Here is a 15777-nt window from a genome sequence, read left to right as displayed (position 1 = left end):
TGCGGCGGGGTCACGACGAGATGACGCGGCTGTTGCCCGGCCGCCCTTGCCAAGCCGTGCCTCCCGGCCTTTATGCGGAGGGCCACGTCACAGGATCGCCCATGTCCCTGCCCCCGATCGTCGCCTTCGATCTCGACGGCACCCTCGCCGAGACCGCGCCCGACATCATGCGCACGCTCAACGTCATCCTCGAACAGGAAGGGTTGGCGGCCCTCCCGATCGAGCGGGCGCGCGAACTGGTCGGCGCTGGAGCCAGAGCGCTGATCGAGCGCGGCTTCAAAGTCAGCGGCCGGCCGCTCGAGGCAGAGAAGCTGGAGCGGTTGTTCGAGAGCTTCCTCGGCATCTATGCGGATGGGGTCGCCGGCAACAGCTTCATCCATGACGGCGTCGGCGCGGCGCTGGACGAGCTCGCCGCCGAAGGCTTCGTCTTCGCCGTCTGCACCAACAAGCCGATCCGGCACACCCGGCTCTTCCTCGACCATTTCGGGCTGAGCGGGCGCTTCGCCGCCATCGCCGGCCGCGACAGCTTTGCCTTCTGCAAGCCCGACCCGCGCCATCTGACCGAAACGATCGCGCAGGCCGGGGCCGATCCGGCCCGCGCGGTGATGGTCGGCGATTCGCGCACCGACGTGAACACGGCGCGCGCCGCTGGCATCCCGATGATCTGCGTGCCCTTCGGCTATACCGACGTGCCGGTCGAGGCGCTGGCGCCCGATCTGGTGATCCAGCACTTCAGCGAATTGCCCCGGGCGGTGCGCCGGCTGACCAATGGCGAGCCGGCGCTCGCTACTCATTCTTGACGGCGGCAGCGCACCCCACTAGGAACAGCGCGGTCCGGGCGGCTAGCTCAGCGGTAGAGCACTCCCTTCACACGGGAGGGGTCACAGGTTCGATCCCTGTGCCGCCCACCATTTTCCCACTTTCGAATAATCCATAGGCACCACCGCGCTGAGCAAAGGCGGCGCGAGCGATCGAGTTCGCTCGCTGGAGTTGTCAGCGACCTGGAGGATGGTGGCCGCAGTTTGCTGCATCCGCGCCATACTCTCGCGCGTAGATGACAAATGCCTATGCCTAAAAGCCGGAAGCGGCCGGCTCCTGAGATGCCGCTATCGACCGAAATCCCAATCGATCTCGACATCCAACGCAGGCTGAGACGCGATCTCAAACTGACGAGTGAGGAGATCCTGGAAATCGACATCGAGCTCGCGATCGAAGCTGGCCTGTTAAAGAGACCCAAGCCTCGCTGATACGAGGAAGCCCGACCTCGAAAGGCGGGCGCCTGCCGTGCCTTTCCGGTTACCGCCGCGCGAGCCGCCCCCTGGCTCCCCTGACGAATGGCCATGAAACCGGCTGCACATCTCGTGCAATGTAGCCACCGAATCCTGCGGCAGGTGCAGGCGCGACACGGTGACGGTGGCGCGCGCAGTTCTGCGCCGCTTTTGGGTGAATGGGTGACTCCTAACATGATCGGATATCAACAGCTTGTCCTGCGAGCCCTCGGCGTGCTTGCGGTCCTATCGTCGTTCGCCATCCTGTCGCCGGCACAGGCGGAGACGCCGATCACGGTCAAAGGCGGCGAGACCGTCACGATCGCCGGCGTCCGCAGCATCCTCATCCGCGTCCCGAGTCCCAAGGGCAGCGCCATCCTCCTGACCGGCGGTGATGGCCGGCTCGAGGTCGGCAGCGGCGCGCGCTTCGGCAAGGCCGGCGACAATGTCCTGATCCGCAACCGGGACGCCTTCGCTGCGCAGGGCTACAATGTGCTGCTGGCCGATCGCGGGACCAACCTCTCGGCCGCGGTCGACCACATGGCCGCATTGAAGCGTCCGGTCATCGTGATCGCCACCAGCATGGGCACGATGCGTGCCGCCCAGGGGCTCGTGGAGGGCGCCATGCCGGACCGGCTCGTCCTGACCTCGGGCCTCCTGAGCAAGGCGTCCGGGCCCGGCGACACTACCGTCCAGAGCATCCTGGGGACGCCGAACCGGCTGCCGCGCACGCTCGCGCTGCATCATCGCGAGGATCGCTGTCGCCTGACGCTGCCCGCCGGCGTCGCTCCGTTCCAGGCCTGGGCGGGCAGGCGCGTCCAGGTCGAGTGGATGAGCGGCGGGCAGGTCGACGAGGCCAATCCCTGTCGCTTCAGCGCGCATCACGGCTTCGCCGGGCAGGACGAGGAATTCGTCGCCCGCATCGTCAAGTTCATGATGCGCTGAGCCGCGGCCGAAGGCCGCGCAATGTTGGAGCAAGCCGACGCGCCGATCCCTCCACCGGGACCACCGTGGAGATCGGATCATGCGATTCGGCACTGGACAATCTGCGTCGTTCGCCGGCCGCGCCCTGCACAGCTATCTCGATTTCGTCCGGCGCACGACCCGCTTCAAGCCGGCGATCCCGGGCGCGAGGCCGTGGGAACGCAGCCGCGACCCCTTCATCGCCCTGACCTGGCACGGCCAGCAAATGCTGAGCCTGGCGGCACTCGACGGCGCGGCCGAGGTCGCGATCCTGGCTTCGCTGCATTTCGACGGAGCGGTTGTCGCCTCGGTGGTGGAGCGGGCGGGCTTTCGCGTCATCCGCGGCTCCGGCACACAAAGCCCCCTGAAGATCAAGGCCAAGCGTGCCATTCCCGCCTTCTTCGAGATGCGCGAAGCGCTGCGCGCGGGCACCAGCCTGCTCCTGACCGCCGATGTCCCGAAGATCGCGCGCGTCGCCGGCAGGGGCGCGGTCCAGCTCGCCCGCGCCACCGGCCGTCCGATCTATCTCTTCGCCGCGGTGACGAGCGCGCGGGTCGATCTCGACAATTGGGACAGAGCGAGCATCGCCCTGCCCTTCGGGCGCGGCTGCGTGCTCTGGTCGGAGCCGCTCTATGTCCGCAAAGCGGCAGACGAGCGCGAGATGGGCCTGATCGCGCTCGAAATCGCGAGCCAGCTCGACGAATTGCATGTCACGGCGCATCGCCTGCTCGACCGGCGCCGCTAGGAAGCAGGCCCGTTGGTGGAAGACCAATCAGCGGCCGGGCGGCGGGCAATCGGCCGGCGTGGCGCAGATCCGGCCGGGCGGGCGCAACTGTTCCGGCGGGCCCGCAGGTTCAATGACGATGCGGCTGAGGTCCCCGGAGAAGCGCAGGCCGAGGCCGGAGGAGATCAGCACGATCCGCGCCCGCGAGGAGGCCAGGATCGTGGCGTTGGCACCGGCGAGGAAATGGGCGCTGCCGCCGAGGCTGGCATAGGTGCCGAACACATCCTCGTATCGGTCGAGCCCGTAGACCAGCATGATCACCCGGCCGTAATCGGCGCCGAGGCCGATGCCGACCGACAGCGCCGACCAACTCACGGGCACCGGAATGCCGTCGGAGAAGCGCAGTTCGCCGCTGCCATGGCGCCCGCCCACCACGAAGGAGCCGCTGAGCTCGCCCCCGATGATATAGGCGTTCGGCTCGCCGAACAGCGCGAGCGAGCGCTCGATCGGCAGGCTGACCGTCTTGCTGGCCGTATCGAATACGCCTTCGACGAAACGGAAAATGTCCTGGCGGGACGAAGTCGGCAGTTGGCCGGCCCGAATATCCCCTTTCGTCGTCGCTCCTTGCGCGAGCACGAGATTCGGCACGAAGGCCAGCAACGTGGCCAGCATCACGCGCAGCGACGGCCAACTCCAGATGACGCGCAGCGCAGACATCAGGCCGGCAGCTCCGGGAGAGAGTTGAACGGCAATGGCGATACGGTCCATGCAGAGACAGGAAGAGGCGAGCGCCCGGTTGCGCAAGCCATACCCGCATCGAGGTTCCGTGACGACTCACAACGCCGTATCGATCCAGCGCCAACCGAGACAGGCTGCACGGCATGGCGGCGGAGCCCGGTCATGACCTCGCTGTCGCGCGCCCTTACGCTGCGCCTGTCGCTGCTCGGCATCGTCCTGTTCACCGCCTTCATCGGCTCCGTCATCGCCTTTGCCCTGATCACCGAGGATCCCGGCGTCCTGCGCAACGACGTCACCTCCCAGATCATCCAGCAAAGCGTCCGCCAGCCCTCCGGCACCGCCTTGCAGGTCGAGAAGACCGCCGGGCTCACCCGGATCGAGCGTACCAGCCCCTCGCTCTGGTACCTGGTCTCCGACGGACGTTCGGTTGTCGAGTATGCGCCAGAATTGCGGCCGGGCCTGCCGATCGACATCCGGCTCGACGGCCCGACCATCGCGGCGCAGATGCGGGTCGGCGGCGATAATGCGCTCGCCTTCGATGTGATCGAAAAGGACGGCACGCGCTTCATCGTGGCGACCGGCGGTGGCGTGCCGGGCTGGGACCTGATCCTCGCCCACTACCTCCGCGCAATCGCCGGCTCGGCACTGGCGATCTCGGTGGTCTTCGGCCTGCTGATCGCCGGCGCGATCGCGATGTCGGTGTCCTATATCGGCGCCCGCCTGCGCAGCGCCGCCGAAGCTGCGGCCAGGATCGACCCGAAGGCACCGCGCGGCCTGCTGCCGACCGAAGAAACCCCGATCGAGCTGATGCCGCTGACCACGGCGCTCAACGTCGCGCTCGACAAGATCGCCGGCAATATGGAGGTGCAGCGGCGCTTCATGAACAATGTCGCGCATGAATTGCGCACGCCGCTCACCGTGATGCGCGGCCGGATCGATGCGCTGCCGAACGACCAGATGCGGCTCGCGCTCACCACCGATGTCAGCCGATTGACCACCATCGTCTCGTCGATGCTTCAGCTCGCCCGGCTGCACAGCACCGAACTGCCGTTCGAGCCATTGCAGCTCAATCGCATCGCCCGCGCCGTGCTGGCCGATCTCGCGCCGCTGATCCTGAGCAACGGCGCCGATGTCGCCTTGGAGGAGGAAGGCGAGCGCCGCTCGCTGATCGAGGCCAACGAACCGACGGTGCGAGCCGCCATCGCCAATCTCGTCGACAACGCGCTCCGGCATGCCCAGGCGAAATCGACGATTCTGGTGAAGGTGATCGACGGCGCCGTAGTGGAGGTCAGCGATGACGGCATCGGAATTGATGCCTCCGACCGCTCGCAAGCGGCCGAACCGTTCAACCGGATGTCGCCGAACTCGACCGGCGCCGGGCTCGGCCTGACGATAGTGCGCGACATCATGGCCGCCCATGGCGGAACGCTCGCCATCCTCGGCCGGGCGGGCGGCGGCACCACCGTGCGCCTCGTCTTCCCACCGTGCGAGAGCGGAGACGGCTGAAGCGCCGCGCTTCCGTTTGAGGCGCTCGTCTTTCCGGGGCTTCGCGCAGCGATGAGCCCGGAATCCAGACCGATGCGGGTTGTGATGATAGCGCTATGGCGGGCGCGCTTTTCCGGAAGCGGCATCGGTTCTGGGTTCCGGGCTCAGGCCTTCGGCCTGCCCCGGAAAGACGGGTGGTTCAGCACACCGCTTCCGACACCCTCAGCATGTAGCCGATGCCGCGCAGCGAGGTGATCTCGACTCCTGCGCCGGCCTCCTTGAGCTTGCGCCGCAGCCGCGAGATCTGCGCCTCCAGCGTGTTGGACTCGATCAGGTCGTCGAAGCCGTAGACCGCCTCGATCAGGACGTCGCGGGTGACGACGCGGCCGACGCGCTGGACCAGCGCCTCCAGGATCAGCGCCTCGCGCCGGCGCAGATCAAGCAGTTCGGAGCCGACGCTCGCGCAGCGCCCTTCGAGATCGAGCGCGAGATTGCCGGCGGTGATCACCAGCGAGCGCTTGGGATTGCGCCGGCGCATGATGACGCGCAAGCGCGCCAGCAACTCCTCCGGCTCGAACGGCTTGATCAGATAATCATCCGCGCCGGTGTTCAGGCCTTCGATCACGTCGGCCTTGGCGTCACGGGCAGTCAGGACCAGGAAGGCGGGCCGCGTGTCGGAGGTGCTCAGCGCCTTGACGATCGAGAGGCCGTCGCCGTCCGGAAGGCGCCGGTCGACGATGGCGATGTCGAACGGCGTCGAGCGCAGGGCCGCCAGCGCCGCATCGATCGTGGTCGTGCGGTCGGCGATCAGCCCGGCATTGGTCAGGAGCGAGGACAGGAAAGCCATCAATTGTGGCTCGTCCTCGACGATCAGGGCGCGCATGAAAAGGTCAATCAGGGTGCACGGATGGAACGTGATGCCGGAATAGGGGCGAAATATCCAGACGCATCACGCTCCATCCATGCCCGGGCGCAGCCATTGGCTGCAAGGCGATCCGGATCGGTTTCCCGATCCGGAGGTTCGAGGTTCAGAACCGGTAGTTCAGACCGGCCTTGACCAGATGCTCGTTGACGCCGACGCGGGTGCGGCCATTGGCGAACTGGAAGTTCTGCTTGCCGAGCGAGACGTAGTTGTATTCGAGCTTGGCGGAGAGGTTGTCGGTGATGCCGTATTCGGCGCCGGCGCCGACGACATAGCCGACCTTGCTCTTCTCCTTCGAGACCAGGCCGTCGCTCGCCTTCAGGCTGCCATAGGCGACGCCACCGAGGCCGTAGACCAGGAAGCGATCGAATGCGAAGCCGGCGCGCGCCTTCAGCGTGCTGACATAGCGCATGTCGGCGCTGGTGCCGCCGGTGCGCTTGGCGCCCTTGCCGAGCCCGTTCATCGAGATGTCGGCCTCGAGACCGGTGACGAGGCCGCCCATCTGCAGGTTGTAGCCGACTTGGCCGCCGAGCAGGACCTCGCTGCGGCTCTTCTTGCGGACACCTTGAAAGCGGTCGAAGCCGGCACCGCTATGGGCGCCGACATAGAGGCCGTTCCAGTTGTAGGCGCGCGGCTGGGAATAGGTCGGCTGGTATTGCTGGACGGGCACGCGACGATCGGCCGCCATGGCCGGAACTGCGAGCAGGGCCAGCAGGCCGACCATCGGGATGGAACGCTTCATCAAAGACTCCTTGCGGCGGCCGCGGTGGCCGCCGACGCATCAGGCCAAACAGGTGGAGACCGGTTCACCGGCTCCTTGCGACCACGGGACCGGGCGTCGGACCGGGTCAGCACGGCCCAATTTGCGTGCGAAGATTACGGCAACGTTGCCCGCGAGCCGGGCACGTTCCGAAACGGCTTCCTGGGAGTTTTTACGGCAGGACGCCGAGGGCAGACGCGAGGCGCGCGTTCAATTCCGCACGATGGGTCCTGGCTGTTGCCGGGCGTCTCTCGCACCGTTCGCCCATTCGGCCAGCGGTGCGGTCGCCATGAACTGCTCGATCGCGAGCAAGGCGATGTCGCCGGAATGACCGGAGCGGCGCAGGCCGAGAATCAGGCGCGCCAGCCATTCGCGATGGGGGTTCTCGAACGGCCCATAGATCGGGCCGACATGCCGCCAGGCATCGCGGAAGGCTGTCCCGAGGGCAGCGAGTTCTTCAGGCCCGGCATTGAACTGGCAGGCAGGCATGGCGAACCTCCCGGCGTTTCGCAGAAGCGGACCAGAGCCGGCCCGGCTTTGCAATCGGAAGTTGCCCCTCGATCTGAAGACTAGGCGAACGGCCGGTTAACGGCAATCGGAGAAGTCATCAGAGACTGCTCACGATCTCGCGCGGATAGCTGGCGGCAAAAGCGCGTGCCGAATCGCGAAAGGCCACCCATGCCGGCAGCGGCGCCGCGCTGTGCGTGGAGGACCCGGGAAGAAGCGGACGGGTGCGTTCATCGATTGCCGAGTCGGGATCAATACGTGCCGAACGGCAGAGCGCCCGCGCAATCCGGATAATGCGCTGTTCCTCATTGTCGTCGGAAATCATCTGTCGGCAGGCCTCGAAGTCACCGCCAAGCGAGCGGCGGCATCTCAACGTCCCAGCGCAACGGATGTTCCGCCGTCGATCCCGCATCCCGGTTCAGCCGCATTTCGCCTCAGGGAACTTTTTCTCGGCGCCGCGCTTTTGTCCGAAAATCGCCCAAATCACCGCAACCGCCAAAGCAGACGCCTGCGCCTGTTGCAGCCCCGCAACGGACGCCTTCAAAGCTCGAGAGGTCGCGCCGATGTGAACGCCGATCGATTGAACGACAGCCTTCGCTCTGCCAGAGATTTGGGGAATTGTTGACGTTTTTCCGTCACCTTTCCTCGCGCCCGCCACCCCGAACCGCCCCCGAGGCCGCCATGCTCCGCTTCTTCCGTTTGGCCCTGATCGCCGGCACGGCCGTCGCGGCCACCGCGACCGCCGCCGTCGCCGAAATCGATCCGCTCACCCGTCAGCCGCTCGTCAGTTACGTCGACCCCGCCAAGGCCCAGGCGACCGCGATTCCGCGTGAGGTCGTTTCCTACAATGGTGGCCAGCGTCCCGGCACGATCGTGATCAACACCGTCGAGCGCCGGCTGTACTATGTGCTCCCCGACGGCAAGGCCGTGCGCTACGGCGTCGGCGTCGGCCGCCCGGGCTTTGAGTGGGGCGGCACCCAGACGATCACCCGCAAAGCCGAATGGCCGACCTGGACGCCTCCCGCGCAGATGCTGAAGCGCCGGCCGGACCTTCCGCGCTTTATGCCCGGCGGCCCGGAGAACCCGATGGGCGCCCGTGCCATGTATCTCGGCTCGACCCTCTACCGCATCCACGGCTCGAACGAGCCGGAGACGATCGGCCAGGCGGTGTCCTCGGGCTGCATCCGCATGCTGAACGAGGACGTGATCGACCTTTACGAGCGCGCCAAGGTCGGCACCCGCGTCGTCGTCGCCCGCTGAGCGGCAACCGCATCGGGATTTGGAAAAGGCCGGCCTCGTGCCGGCCTTTTTTCGTCGATGGATTGGCCTTCCCGGCGCGCCGAAGCGGGGCCGCCGCACCGGCATGGGGCGCCTGCAAGGACGGCGCGGCTCACACCCGCTCTTCGGTCAGGTCGGCGGGCTCACCGCGGCGGCATTTCGGGAAATTCGAGCTTGCTCACGTCGTAGCCCAGCGCCCGGGCACGCCCAACGAGCCTGCGCCGCTGCGCCTCGCCGATCTGCGGGTCGCGGGAGAAGATATAGAGGTCGCGGAACTCGGGATCGGCCGAGATGAACCAGCTGTAGTCGTTGGCGCGATCGAGCACCCAATAGTCGCGCGTGACCGGAATGAAGCCGTACAGACGATAGTCGACCCTGAGCTTGGCGTTCGTGCCGGGATCGAGGATACGGCCCGGCCCGCCGATCGTCTTGAGCTCGCCCGCGGGCGTGCCCATCCGGCAGGAATCCAGAACCTCTATGCCGGCACCGGCGTCGCGCTTGTATTCCGTCGCACCGGCGACACAGCCATCGGTGATCGCCATCGGGCGACGGGCGATCTCATGCCAGAGACCACTGTAGAAGCGGCCCACATCGATCGCCTTCAACGGCTCGGGCGCCTTGACGGCCGGCCCGCCCATCGTCATGCAGCCCGACAGAAAAACCGCCAGCCCCAAGCCGGTGATGATGACCCTCGCTTGCATGACATCCTCCCTGGTGCGCGTCAGGCGCGTTCGGGAGCATCTACGTCCGGGACACTGGTTCGGTTCGTTCGATCGAGCCGGCGCGCGCTAAACTCTTCGACCCCGTTCGCGCGACAGCCCCTTCGCCGCGAGATCGTCGAGATAGGCCTGCATCTTCGCCTCGCCGTTGCGGCCGAGCTCGCGCAGATAGTCCCAGCCATAGATGCCGGTGTCGTGCATGTCGTCGAAGGTCAGCCTCACCGCGTAGTGGCCAACCGGCTCGACCTTGAGGATCTCGACCTCGCGCTTGCCCGGCACCGTCTGCTTCTGGGTCGGGTTATGGCCCTGGACCTCGGCCGAAGGGCTCTCGACCCGCAGCAATTCGGCGGGGAGCGCATGGCTCTCGCCGCTCTCGAAGGTGACGTGCAGGGTGCGGCGGTCCTTCGACAGGCGGATCTCGCTCGGCCAATCTGACATCTTCGTGTTTCTCCAGAAGCGCTTGCGACGATCAACCGGCTTGACCGCGGGCTTGCCGCCGACAATGCTCGCTACCTATATCAGAGCAACGGCAGGCGCACTGCGCCGCAAGACCGCGATCGCCCGAGGATTTCAGCCATCGTGCTGCATGACCCGATCAAACCCTTGATACGCGCGCCACTGACCGACCCGTTCGGCCGTGACATCTCCTATTTGCGCATCTCGGTGACGGATCGCTGCGATTTCCGCTGCGTCTACTGCATGTCCGAGGACATGGCCTTCCTGCCCAAGCGCGACTTGCTGACGCTCGAGGAGATCGACCGCGTCGCCAGCGCCTTCGTCTCGCGCGGCACGCGCAAGCTGCGCATCACCGGCGGCGAGCCGCTGGTACGGCGCGATATCATGAACCTGTTCCGCTCGCTCTCGCGCCATCTCGCCTCAGGCGCGCTCGACGAGCTCACCGTGACCACCAACGGCTCGCAGCTTGCCCGCTATGCGCAGGAGCTGGCCGATTGCGGGGTGCGCCGCGTCAACGTCTCGATGGACACGCTCGATCCCGAGAAATTCCGCAAGATCACGCGCTGGGGCGACCTGTCGAAAGTGCTCGCCGGGATCGAGGCGGCCCGCGCCGCCGGCCTGCGCGTCAAGATCAACGCGGTCGCGCTCAAGGGCGTCAACGAGGACGAGATCGAGGGGCTGATGCAGTGGGCCCATGGGCTCGGCATAGACCTGACTTTGATCGAGGTGATGCCGCTCGGGGATATCGAGCCTGCCAGGCTCGACCAGTTCCTGCCGCTCTCGATGGTGCGGGCCAGGCTGATGGACCGCTACACGCTGGACGACGATGCCTACCGGACCGGCGGCCCTGCCCGCTACGTCCGGGTGCGCGAGACCGGTGGCCTCGTCGGCTTCATCACGCCGATGACCCATAATTTCTGCGAGAGCTGCAACCGCGTGCGCCTGACCTGCACCGGCACGCTCTATATGTGCCTGGGCCAGGAAGACGCCGCCGATCTGCGCGCGCCGATCCGCGCCTCCAGCGACGACACCCTGCTCTACCGGGCGATGGAAGAAGCGATCTCGCGCAAGCCCAAGGGCCACGACTTCGTCATCGACCGGCGCCGCCCCCGCGCCGCGGTCGGCCGGCATATGAGCGTGACGGGAGGCTAGTCTTACGGGCGCGTTTCGGTCCGCAATTCCCGGACGCCGCGGCCGAGCCGGCGCCGCAGCAGCGTGCGCAAGGTCGCCGTGTCGGCATAGCCGACTTCTCCCGCGATCTCGTCCAGGCTCTGCCCGATCGAGACGAGATGCCGGGCACGCTCGACCCGCATGTCCTGGAAGAAGGCGAGTGGCGACTTGCCCAGCACCGCCTCGGTGCGCCGCTGCAGGGTTCGCGCACTGACCGCGAGCGCGCTCGCCGCCTCCTGGAGCGAGAAGCCGGCGGCCAGATTGGCGCGTGCCCAGCGCTCGAAGCGCTCGATGAGAGGGTCGGCATGGGCGAGATGGTCGGGGATGATGTAGCGCGCCTGCGACGAACGCTTGTCGATCAGCATGAAGCGCGCCACGAGCGCCGCCATATGCGGGCTTGCCTGACGCACCAGCCATAGCGCCAGGTCGAGATGCCCCATCATCGCCCCCGCCGTGACCACTCGGCCGGCCGGAATCAGCATGCGTGAATCGTCCAGCCTCACCTGCGGATAGCGCTGGCGGAACAATGGTGCGAGCGACCAGGTCGTCGTCGCCTCGCGTCCGTCCAGAACCCCTGCCTCCGCCAGCAGGAAGGTGCCGATGCATGCCCCTGCCACCCCCACCCCTTCCGCCTGCCAGCCGCGCAGGTGAGCGAGCCCCTCGGCGACGTCGGGTCGCCCCAGCGCCTCGACCAGCCGGTCCGGCTGCTTGGCGTTCAAGGCCGGCACGATCACCCAGTCCGGCTTGCGCGCCGTATCCGGCAAGGCCGCACATGCGGTCAGCCCCATCGCGGTGCGCACCTGCCCGCTGACACCGACGAGCTGCACATCGAACAGGGGCCGATCGATCTCCTGCATCGCCGCCAGCTCGTTCGCGGTGGAGAAGGTGTCGAGCAGCACCGTCAGGCCGGTATCGAAGACGCCGTCGAGGGCGAGCACGGTCAAGTGCATGGCGTAAATGACCTCAAGATTGTCATTTACGACGATAGTGACCTCGCCTGCTCAGGTCTAGCGTCCGCCCACATTCCTAGCCACGGACAATCTGCGAGACGATCGATGAACCCCACGCCCACCACCATTCTCGAAACGATCGGCAACACGCCGCTGCTGGCCCTGCGCACTATCGTCCCGACCAATCGCGCCCGCATCCTGCTCAAGCTGGAAGCCCGAAATCCGACGGGCAGCATGAAGGACCGGATGGCGCTCGCGATGATCGAGGCGCCGGAAGCCGATGGTCGCCTGAAGCCGGGCGGCGCGGTCGTCGAATACACCGGCGGCAGCACCGGCGTCTCGCTGGCGCTGGTCTGCGCGGTGAAGGGGTATCCGCTCCACCTCGTGACCTCGGACGCCTTCTCCAAGGAGAAGCTCGACCATATGCGCCTGCTCGGCGCCAAGCTGACGATCGTGCCGAGCGAAAACGGCAAGCAGACCGAAAAGCTGACCAAGGACATGATCGCCGAGGCACATCGCATCGCGGGTGAACTGGGCGCCTACATCACCGCCCAGATGGAAAACACCGACCAACTGGCGGCCTATACCAGGCTCGCCGACGAGATCTGGGAGCAGACCGGCGGCCGGATCGACGCCTTCGTCCAGAGCGTCGGGACGGCGGCGGCACTGCGCGGCACTTCGGAGAGGCTGCGCCAATATGACGGCAAGATCCGCTTCGTCGCGGTCGAGCCGGCGGAATCGGCCGTGCTGTCAGGCGGGCCATCCGGCGCGCACAAGATCGACGGGATCGGCGCGGGCTATGTCGTGCCGCTCTGGCATGACGGCATCGCCGACGAGATCGAACAGGTCTCGACGGAAGAAGCCAGGGCGATGGCGTTTCGCCTGGCCGCCGAGGAAGGTCTGTTCTGCGGCACCTCGACCGGTGCCAATGTCACGGCCGCGCTACGGCTGGCCGAGCGGCTCGGGCCGGGTGCCACCATCGTCACCATCATGTGCGATACCGGCATGAAGTACCTTAAGACGTTCTCGCAGGCGCTGGACCTTTGAGCGCGCCCGCACCGCAGTCAGGCGGCCTCAGCGCCCGCGCAAACCGCGCACGATGGTCGCCGCCCGCCTGAGCGCGGTCACGGCGGCGCCGACCGCAATCAGCCAGAGCGCGGCGGTCATCACCTCGTTCTGGCCTCGCCAGAACGGCTCCAGCAGGGAGAGGAGCGCCGCGGCCGTGATCGTCGCCATACGGTGCTGCTTGGCCATCGGGCCGGAGAAATCGGCCGGAAGCCCGCAATTGCGGCCGAGCTCGCGGGTATAGGCCGTCAGCACGGCCAAGGCCGCCGCGGCCCAGCCCAAAGCGGGGGCGCCGATCCCATAGCCGACGCCTGCCAGGATCAGGATATCGGCGATCCGGTCAGGGAACTCGTTCCAGAACGGCCCGTCGGCAGCCTGCTTGCCGCCCTCGATCGCAACCATGCCGTCGAAGAGGTTGCAGAGCAGCCTGAGCTGGCAGAACAGCGCCGCGGCGAGCAGCAACGCGATGCGCGATCCTGTCGCCGCGGTGCCCGCGAGCCAGAAGGCAGCGCCGGCGACAGCCGCCATCGCCATGCTCACCGTCGAGATCTGGTTCGGCGTGATCCCGGTCGCGCTCAGCCGGCGCGCAATCGCCCGGGCCCAGCCAGTGTCGCGGCTCGAGAGCGGGCGTCGATCGTCACTCTGCGCCATGGTTCATCGCCTTCCTGATCCGCCACAGCGAAAAATTGTAGAGCGCCGCATAGCTGGTCGCGACCGTGAGCGGGACGGCGATGGTCCTGATGATCTCGGGCGTGCCGCCGATCGTGTGGATGACGGTCAGCAGGCTGGCGGACACGACACCGGCAATCACGGGCGGCGCCAGCAGCGCGGCCAGGCCGCTGAACCGGCTCGCAAGATATTCGATGCCCCGTTTCAGCAGCAGAGTGATGAGCGCCGACAGCGTCCCCTGGATCAGTCCAGCGAGGAGCGGCGCCGGCATCGGATGGGCGCGGTTGGCGAAGGCCGCCCAGCTGCCCATGGCGAGGAAGGCGAAGCCGACATGCACGATGCTGCTTCGCATCAGGCGCGCGAGCGGCGGGCTCACGTGGTCGACCAGCCATAGCGAACGAGATGGAAGAAGATCGGGGCGGAGAACACCACCGAATCCAGCCGGTCGAGGAAGCCGCCATGGCCGGCGATCAGATGGCCCCAATCCTTGATGCCGCGGTCGCGCTTGATCGCCGACATGACGAGCCCGCCGAAGAAGCCCATCAGCACGATCGCCAGCGCCAGGAAGGCGGCCTGCAGCGGGGTGAACGGAGTCATCCAGGACAGCGCCGCCCCGACCGCCGTCGCGCTGAGCGCGCCGCCGACGAAACCCTCGACCGTCTTCGACGGCGACAGCTTCGGCGCGATCTTGGTGCGGCCGAGCAGCTTGCCCCAGACATATTGCAGGACATCGCTCATCTGCACGACGATGACGAGGAAGGCGATCAGCAGGACGTTGCGGCCCTGAAAACCGGGGATGTCGAGGCTGAGCAGCGCCGGCACATGCGAGATGCAGAAGACGCAGATCATCAGCGCCCACTGCACCTCGGCGATGCGCACGAGGAAATGCTCGGTGTCGCCGCGCAGCGAGGCGATGATCGGCATCAGCAGGAAGGCATAGACGGGGATGAAGATCGAATAGAGGCCGTACCAGTCGATCCAGATCAGGTAATACTGCACCGGCAGCACGATGAAGAAGCCGGCCGCCAGCGCCCAATGGTCGGCGCGGCGGGTGTCGGTCAGCGTGATGAACTCGCGTAGCGCGGCGAAGGAACAGAAGCCGAAGAGCAGCGTCACGCCGGCCTTGCCGCCGATCAGCGCCAAGCCCATCAGCACGATCATGATCCACCAGGCGCGGATGCGATCGTTCAGGTTCTCGACCACGGCATTCGAGCCATCCGGCGACAGCCGGCGCTGCAGCATATAGCCGACCGTCGACGCCACGATCAGGACACCGAGCAGGCCGGCCAGCACGGCGAGGAGATCGGGATGCGGCATCGTCATGGCGCGCTCACCTTTGGTGACAGAGCAAGCAGCGCTCCTTCAGCCCTCGCCAGGAAATCCTGCTTGGTCTCGGTCTCGGCAAGGGTGAGAGCCGCGCCGAAGGTGACGGTGCAGACCAGCGGCACCGGCACGAACTCGCCCTTCGGCATGACGCGGTTGAGATTGTCGATCCAGACCGGCACGAGCGTCACGTTCGGCCGCGCCTGCGCCAGATGGAACAACCCGCTCTTGAACGGCAGCAGCGGCGCGTCGGTGGTGTTGCGCGTCCCCTCCGGGAAGACGATGAGGGACGAACCGGCGTCGAGTGCCTCCGTCATCTGGACGATCGGGTCGCTGGTCCGGGTCGCAGGGTCGCGGTCGATCAGGACGGCGTTGAAGACATCACGGCCGATGAAGCGACGCAGATTGCTTTTCAGCCAGTAGTCGCTGCCGGCCACCGGCCGGGTTGCGAAGCGCATGCGGCGTGGCAGCACCGTCCAGATCAGGACGAAATCGCCGTGGCTGGCATGGTTGGCGAAGTAGATGCGCTGCTCATCGGTCGGCGCGACGCCGTCCCAGCGTCCGCGCACCGCCGTGATGAAGCGCGCGAAGAACAGGATGAGCGCACCAGCGAGGCTAGCTCCGATGTCGCGCATTCCCCCACCCGTTAGCCAGCCTGACGATGACGTAGCGTTCATCGCGAACGCTGTCGACATTGCAGGGGTCTGGGGCACATTCGAAAGCCGGCCGCAGGCGTCCGTTCACCGCCTTTCGGAGGAGCCTCGAAAGACCCCGTCTTCA

General features: G+C 66.8%; 19 protein-coding genes and 1 tRNA gene. 8 read left to right on the top strand and 12 right to left on the bottom strand.

Annotated elements, in window-relative coordinates; all coding sequences use genetic code 11:
- Positions 1-101 precede the first annotated feature (101 nt).
- The 4 genes from BMZ69_RS09685 to BMZ69_RS09670 all read left to right on the top strand — a co-directional run bounded on the left by BMZ69_RS09685 (position 102) and on the right by BMZ69_RS09670 (position 2976).
- Positions 102-800: an HAD family hydrolase gene (locus tag BMZ69_RS09685; protein ID WP_175506737.1), complete on the top strand. Its 699-nt coding sequence runs from the start codon at positions 102-104 to the stop codon at positions 798-800.
- A 36-nt stretch (positions 801-836) separates the two neighbouring features.
- Positions 837-911: transfer RNA gene (locus BMZ69_RS09680), tRNA-Val, on the top strand.
- A gap of 552 nt (positions 912-1463) precedes the next feature.
- Entirely contained in the window at positions 1464-2213 is a 750-nt protein-coding gene (locus BMZ69_RS09675) for an alpha/beta fold hydrolase (RefSeq protein WP_092156358.1), read from the top strand.
- A gap of 79 nt (positions 2214-2292) precedes the next feature.
- Positions 2293-2976, top strand: a complete 684-nt coding sequence (locus BMZ69_RS09670; protein WP_092156357.1) for a lysophospholipid acyltransferase family protein — start codon at positions 2293-2295, stop codon at positions 2974-2976.
- A gap of 27 nt (positions 2977-3003) precedes the next feature.
- Here BMZ69_RS09670 and BMZ69_RS09665 read toward each other — a convergent pair whose 3' ends face one another.
- Positions 3004-3723, bottom strand: a complete 720-nt coding sequence (locus BMZ69_RS09665) for an EipA family protein (RefSeq protein ID WP_092156356.1) — start codon at positions 3721-3723, stop codon at positions 3004-3006.
- 132 nt (positions 3724-3855) lie between these two features.
- Here BMZ69_RS09665 and BMZ69_RS09660 point away from each other — a divergent pair, with 132 nt between their 5' ends.
- Positions 3856-5199 (top strand): sensor histidine kinase, encoded by a 1344-nt coding sequence (locus tag BMZ69_RS09660; RefSeq protein ID WP_092156354.1) that lies wholly within the window; start codon positions 3856-3858, stop codon positions 5197-5199.
- Between the two features lie 178 nt (positions 5200-5377).
- On the opposite strand, the gene BMZ69_RS09655 is transcribed toward BMZ69_RS09660, so the two are convergent.
- The 4 genes from BMZ69_RS09655 to BMZ69_RS09640 form a co-directional block, all read right to left on the bottom strand.
- Complete coding sequence (locus BMZ69_RS09655; protein ID WP_092156352.1) at positions 5378-6061, bottom strand: response regulator transcription factor; 684 nt, start codon at positions 6059-6061, stop codon at positions 5378-5380.
- 145 nt (positions 6062-6206) lie between these two features.
- Positions 6207-6842: an outer membrane protein gene (locus BMZ69_RS09650; protein WP_092156350.1), complete on the bottom strand. Its 636-nt coding sequence runs from the start codon at positions 6840-6842 to the stop codon at positions 6207-6209.
- A 228-nt stretch (positions 6843-7070) separates the two neighbouring features.
- Positions 7071-7349, bottom strand: coding sequence for a hypothetical protein (locus BMZ69_RS09645; protein ID WP_092156348.1), 279 nt, complete (start codon positions 7347-7349; stop codon positions 7071-7073).
- 118 nt (positions 7350-7467) lie between these two features.
- Positions 7468-7692, bottom strand: a complete 225-nt coding sequence (locus BMZ69_RS09640; protein WP_092156347.1) for a hypothetical protein — start codon at positions 7690-7692, stop codon at positions 7468-7470.
- 356 nt (positions 7693-8048) lie between these two features.
- Between BMZ69_RS09640 and BMZ69_RS09635 the strand changes: the two genes are divergently transcribed.
- Complete coding sequence (locus BMZ69_RS09635) at positions 8049-8627, top strand: L,D-transpeptidase (protein ID WP_092156345.1); 579 nt, start codon at positions 8049-8051, stop codon at positions 8625-8627.
- 161 nt (positions 8628-8788) lie between these two features.
- Here the strand turns inward: BMZ69_RS09635 and BMZ69_RS09630 are convergent, their stop codons facing one another.
- A complete protein-coding gene (locus tag BMZ69_RS09630; protein ID WP_092156344.1) occupies positions 8789-9346 on the bottom strand; it encodes a lipocalin family protein in 558 nt (185 codons plus the stop codon).
- Between the two features lie 87 nt (positions 9347-9433).
- Positions 9434-9802, bottom strand: coding sequence for a gamma-butyrobetaine hydroxylase family protein (locus BMZ69_RS09625; protein ID WP_092156343.1), 369 nt, complete (start codon positions 9800-9802; stop codon positions 9434-9436).
- A 138-nt stretch (positions 9803-9940) separates the two neighbouring features.
- Here BMZ69_RS09625 and moaA point away from each other — a divergent pair, with 138 nt between their 5' ends.
- Positions 9941-10972 (top strand): GTP 3',8-cyclase MoaA, encoded by a 1032-nt coding sequence (gene moaA, locus BMZ69_RS09620; RefSeq protein ID WP_092156342.1) that lies wholly within the window; start codon positions 9941-9943, stop codon positions 10970-10972.
- Between the two features lie 2 nt (positions 10973-10974).
- On the opposite strand, the gene BMZ69_RS09615 is transcribed toward moaA, so the two are convergent.
- Complete coding sequence (locus BMZ69_RS09615; protein ID WP_092156341.1) at positions 10975-11940, bottom strand: GlxA family transcriptional regulator; 966 nt, start codon at positions 11938-11940, stop codon at positions 10975-10977.
- 105 nt (positions 11941-12045) lie between these two features.
- Between BMZ69_RS09615 and BMZ69_RS09610 the strand changes: the two genes are divergently transcribed.
- Positions 12046-12987, top strand: coding sequence for a PLP-dependent cysteine synthase family protein (locus BMZ69_RS09610; RefSeq protein WP_092156340.1), 942 nt, complete (start codon positions 12046-12048; stop codon positions 12985-12987).
- Positions 12988-13014: 27 nt separating this feature from the next.
- Here BMZ69_RS09610 and BMZ69_RS09605 read toward each other — a convergent pair whose 3' ends face one another.
- Genes BMZ69_RS09605 through BMZ69_RS09590 form a run of 4 tightly spaced genes read right to left on the bottom strand, consistent with a single transcriptional unit; the run spans position 13015 to position 15632 of the window.
- Entirely contained in the window at positions 13015-13656 is a 642-nt protein-coding gene (locus tag BMZ69_RS09605) for a CDP-alcohol phosphatidyltransferase family protein (protein ID WP_092156339.1), read from the bottom strand.
- Positions 13643-14026, bottom strand: coding sequence for a hypothetical protein (locus BMZ69_RS09600; protein ID WP_244543294.1), 384 nt, complete (start codon positions 14024-14026; stop codon positions 13643-13645). Before BMZ69_RS09600 ends, BMZ69_RS09605 begins: the two co-directional genes overlap by 14 nt.
- 20 nt (positions 14027-14046) lie before the next feature.
- Positions 14047-14997 (bottom strand): phosphatidate cytidylyltransferase, encoded by a 951-nt coding sequence (locus tag BMZ69_RS09595; RefSeq protein ID WP_092156337.1) that lies wholly within the window; start codon positions 14995-14997, stop codon positions 14047-14049.
- Positions 14994-15632 carry a lysophospholipid acyltransferase family protein gene (locus BMZ69_RS09590; protein WP_092156336.1) on the bottom strand — a complete coding sequence of 213 codons (639 nt, stop codon included), beginning with the start codon at positions 15630-15632 and terminating at the stop codon, positions 14994-14996. The genes BMZ69_RS09595 and BMZ69_RS09590 overlap by 4 nt, the downstream gene beginning before the upstream one ends.
- Between the last annotated feature and the right edge of the window lie 145 nt (positions 15633-15777).

The organism is Allobosea sp. CRIB-10, assembly GCF_900112185.1.
Lineage (GTDB): Bacteria > Pseudomonadota > Alphaproteobacteria > Rhizobiales > Beijerinckiaceae > Allobosea.
Note: the sequence above shows the minus strand (reverse complement) of the source record. Positions and strands in the feature narration are given on the sequence as shown.

Coding starts and splice junctions, on each gene's coding strand:
- BMZ69_RS09685 (WP_175506737.1), top strand. CDS start 102: ATGTCCCTGCCCCCGATCGTCGCCTTCGATCTCGACGGCACCCTCGCC.
- BMZ69_RS09675 (WP_092156358.1), top strand. CDS start 1,464: ATGATCGGATATCAACAGCTTGTCCTGCGAGCCCTCGGCGTGCTTGCG.
- BMZ69_RS09670 (WP_092156357.1), top strand. CDS start 2,293: ATGCGATTCGGCACTGGACAATCTGCGTCGTTCGCCGGCCGCGCCCTG.
- BMZ69_RS09665 (WP_092156356.1), bottom strand. CDS start 3,723: ATGGACCGTATCGCCATTGCCGTTCAACTCTCTCCCGGAGCTGCCGGC.
- BMZ69_RS09660 (WP_092156354.1), top strand. CDS start 3,856: ATGACCTCGCTGTCGCGCGCCCTTACGCTGCGCCTGTCGCTGCTCGGC.
- BMZ69_RS09655 (WP_092156352.1), bottom strand. CDS start 6,061: ATGCGCGCCCTGATCGTCGAGGACGAGCCACAATTGATGGCTTTCCTG.
- BMZ69_RS09650 (WP_092156350.1), bottom strand. CDS start 6,842: ATGAAGCGTTCCATCCCGATGGTCGGCCTGCTGGCCCTGCTCGCAGTT.
- BMZ69_RS09645 (WP_092156348.1), bottom strand. CDS start 7,349: ATGCCTGCCTGCCAGTTCAATGCCGGGCCTGAAGAACTCGCTGCCCTC.
- BMZ69_RS09640 (WP_092156347.1), bottom strand. CDS start 7,692: ATGATTTCCGACGACAATGAGGAACAGCGCATTATCCGGATTGCGCGG.
- BMZ69_RS09635 (WP_092156345.1), top strand. CDS start 8,049: ATGCTCCGCTTCTTCCGTTTGGCCCTGATCGCCGGCACGGCCGTCGCG.
- BMZ69_RS09630 (WP_092156344.1), bottom strand. CDS start 9,346: ATGCAAGCGAGGGTCATCATCACCGGCTTGGGGCTGGCGGTTTTTCTG.
- BMZ69_RS09625 (WP_092156343.1), bottom strand. CDS start 9,802: ATGTCAGATTGGCCGAGCGAGATCCGCCTGTCGAAGGACCGCCGCACC.
- BMZ69_RS09615 (WP_092156341.1), bottom strand. CDS start 11,940: ATGCACTTGACCGTGCTCGCCCTCGACGGCGTCTTCGATACCGGCCTG.
- BMZ69_RS09610 (WP_092156340.1), top strand. CDS start 12,046: ATGAACCCCACGCCCACCACCATTCTCGAAACGATCGGCAACACGCCG.
- BMZ69_RS09605 (WP_092156339.1), bottom strand. CDS start 13,656: ATGGCGCAGAGTGACGATCGACGCCCGCTCTCGAGCCGCGACACTGGC.
- BMZ69_RS09600 (WP_244543294.1), bottom strand. CDS start 14,026: ATGCGAAGCAGCATCGTGCATGTCGGCTTCGCCTTCCTCGCCATGGGC.
- BMZ69_RS09595 (WP_092156337.1), bottom strand. CDS start 14,997: ATGACGATGCCGCATCCCGATCTCCTCGCCGTGCTGGCCGGCCTGCTC.
- BMZ69_RS09590 (WP_092156336.1), bottom strand. CDS start 15,632: ATGCGCGACATCGGAGCTAGCCTCGCTGGTGCGCTCATCCTGTTCTTC.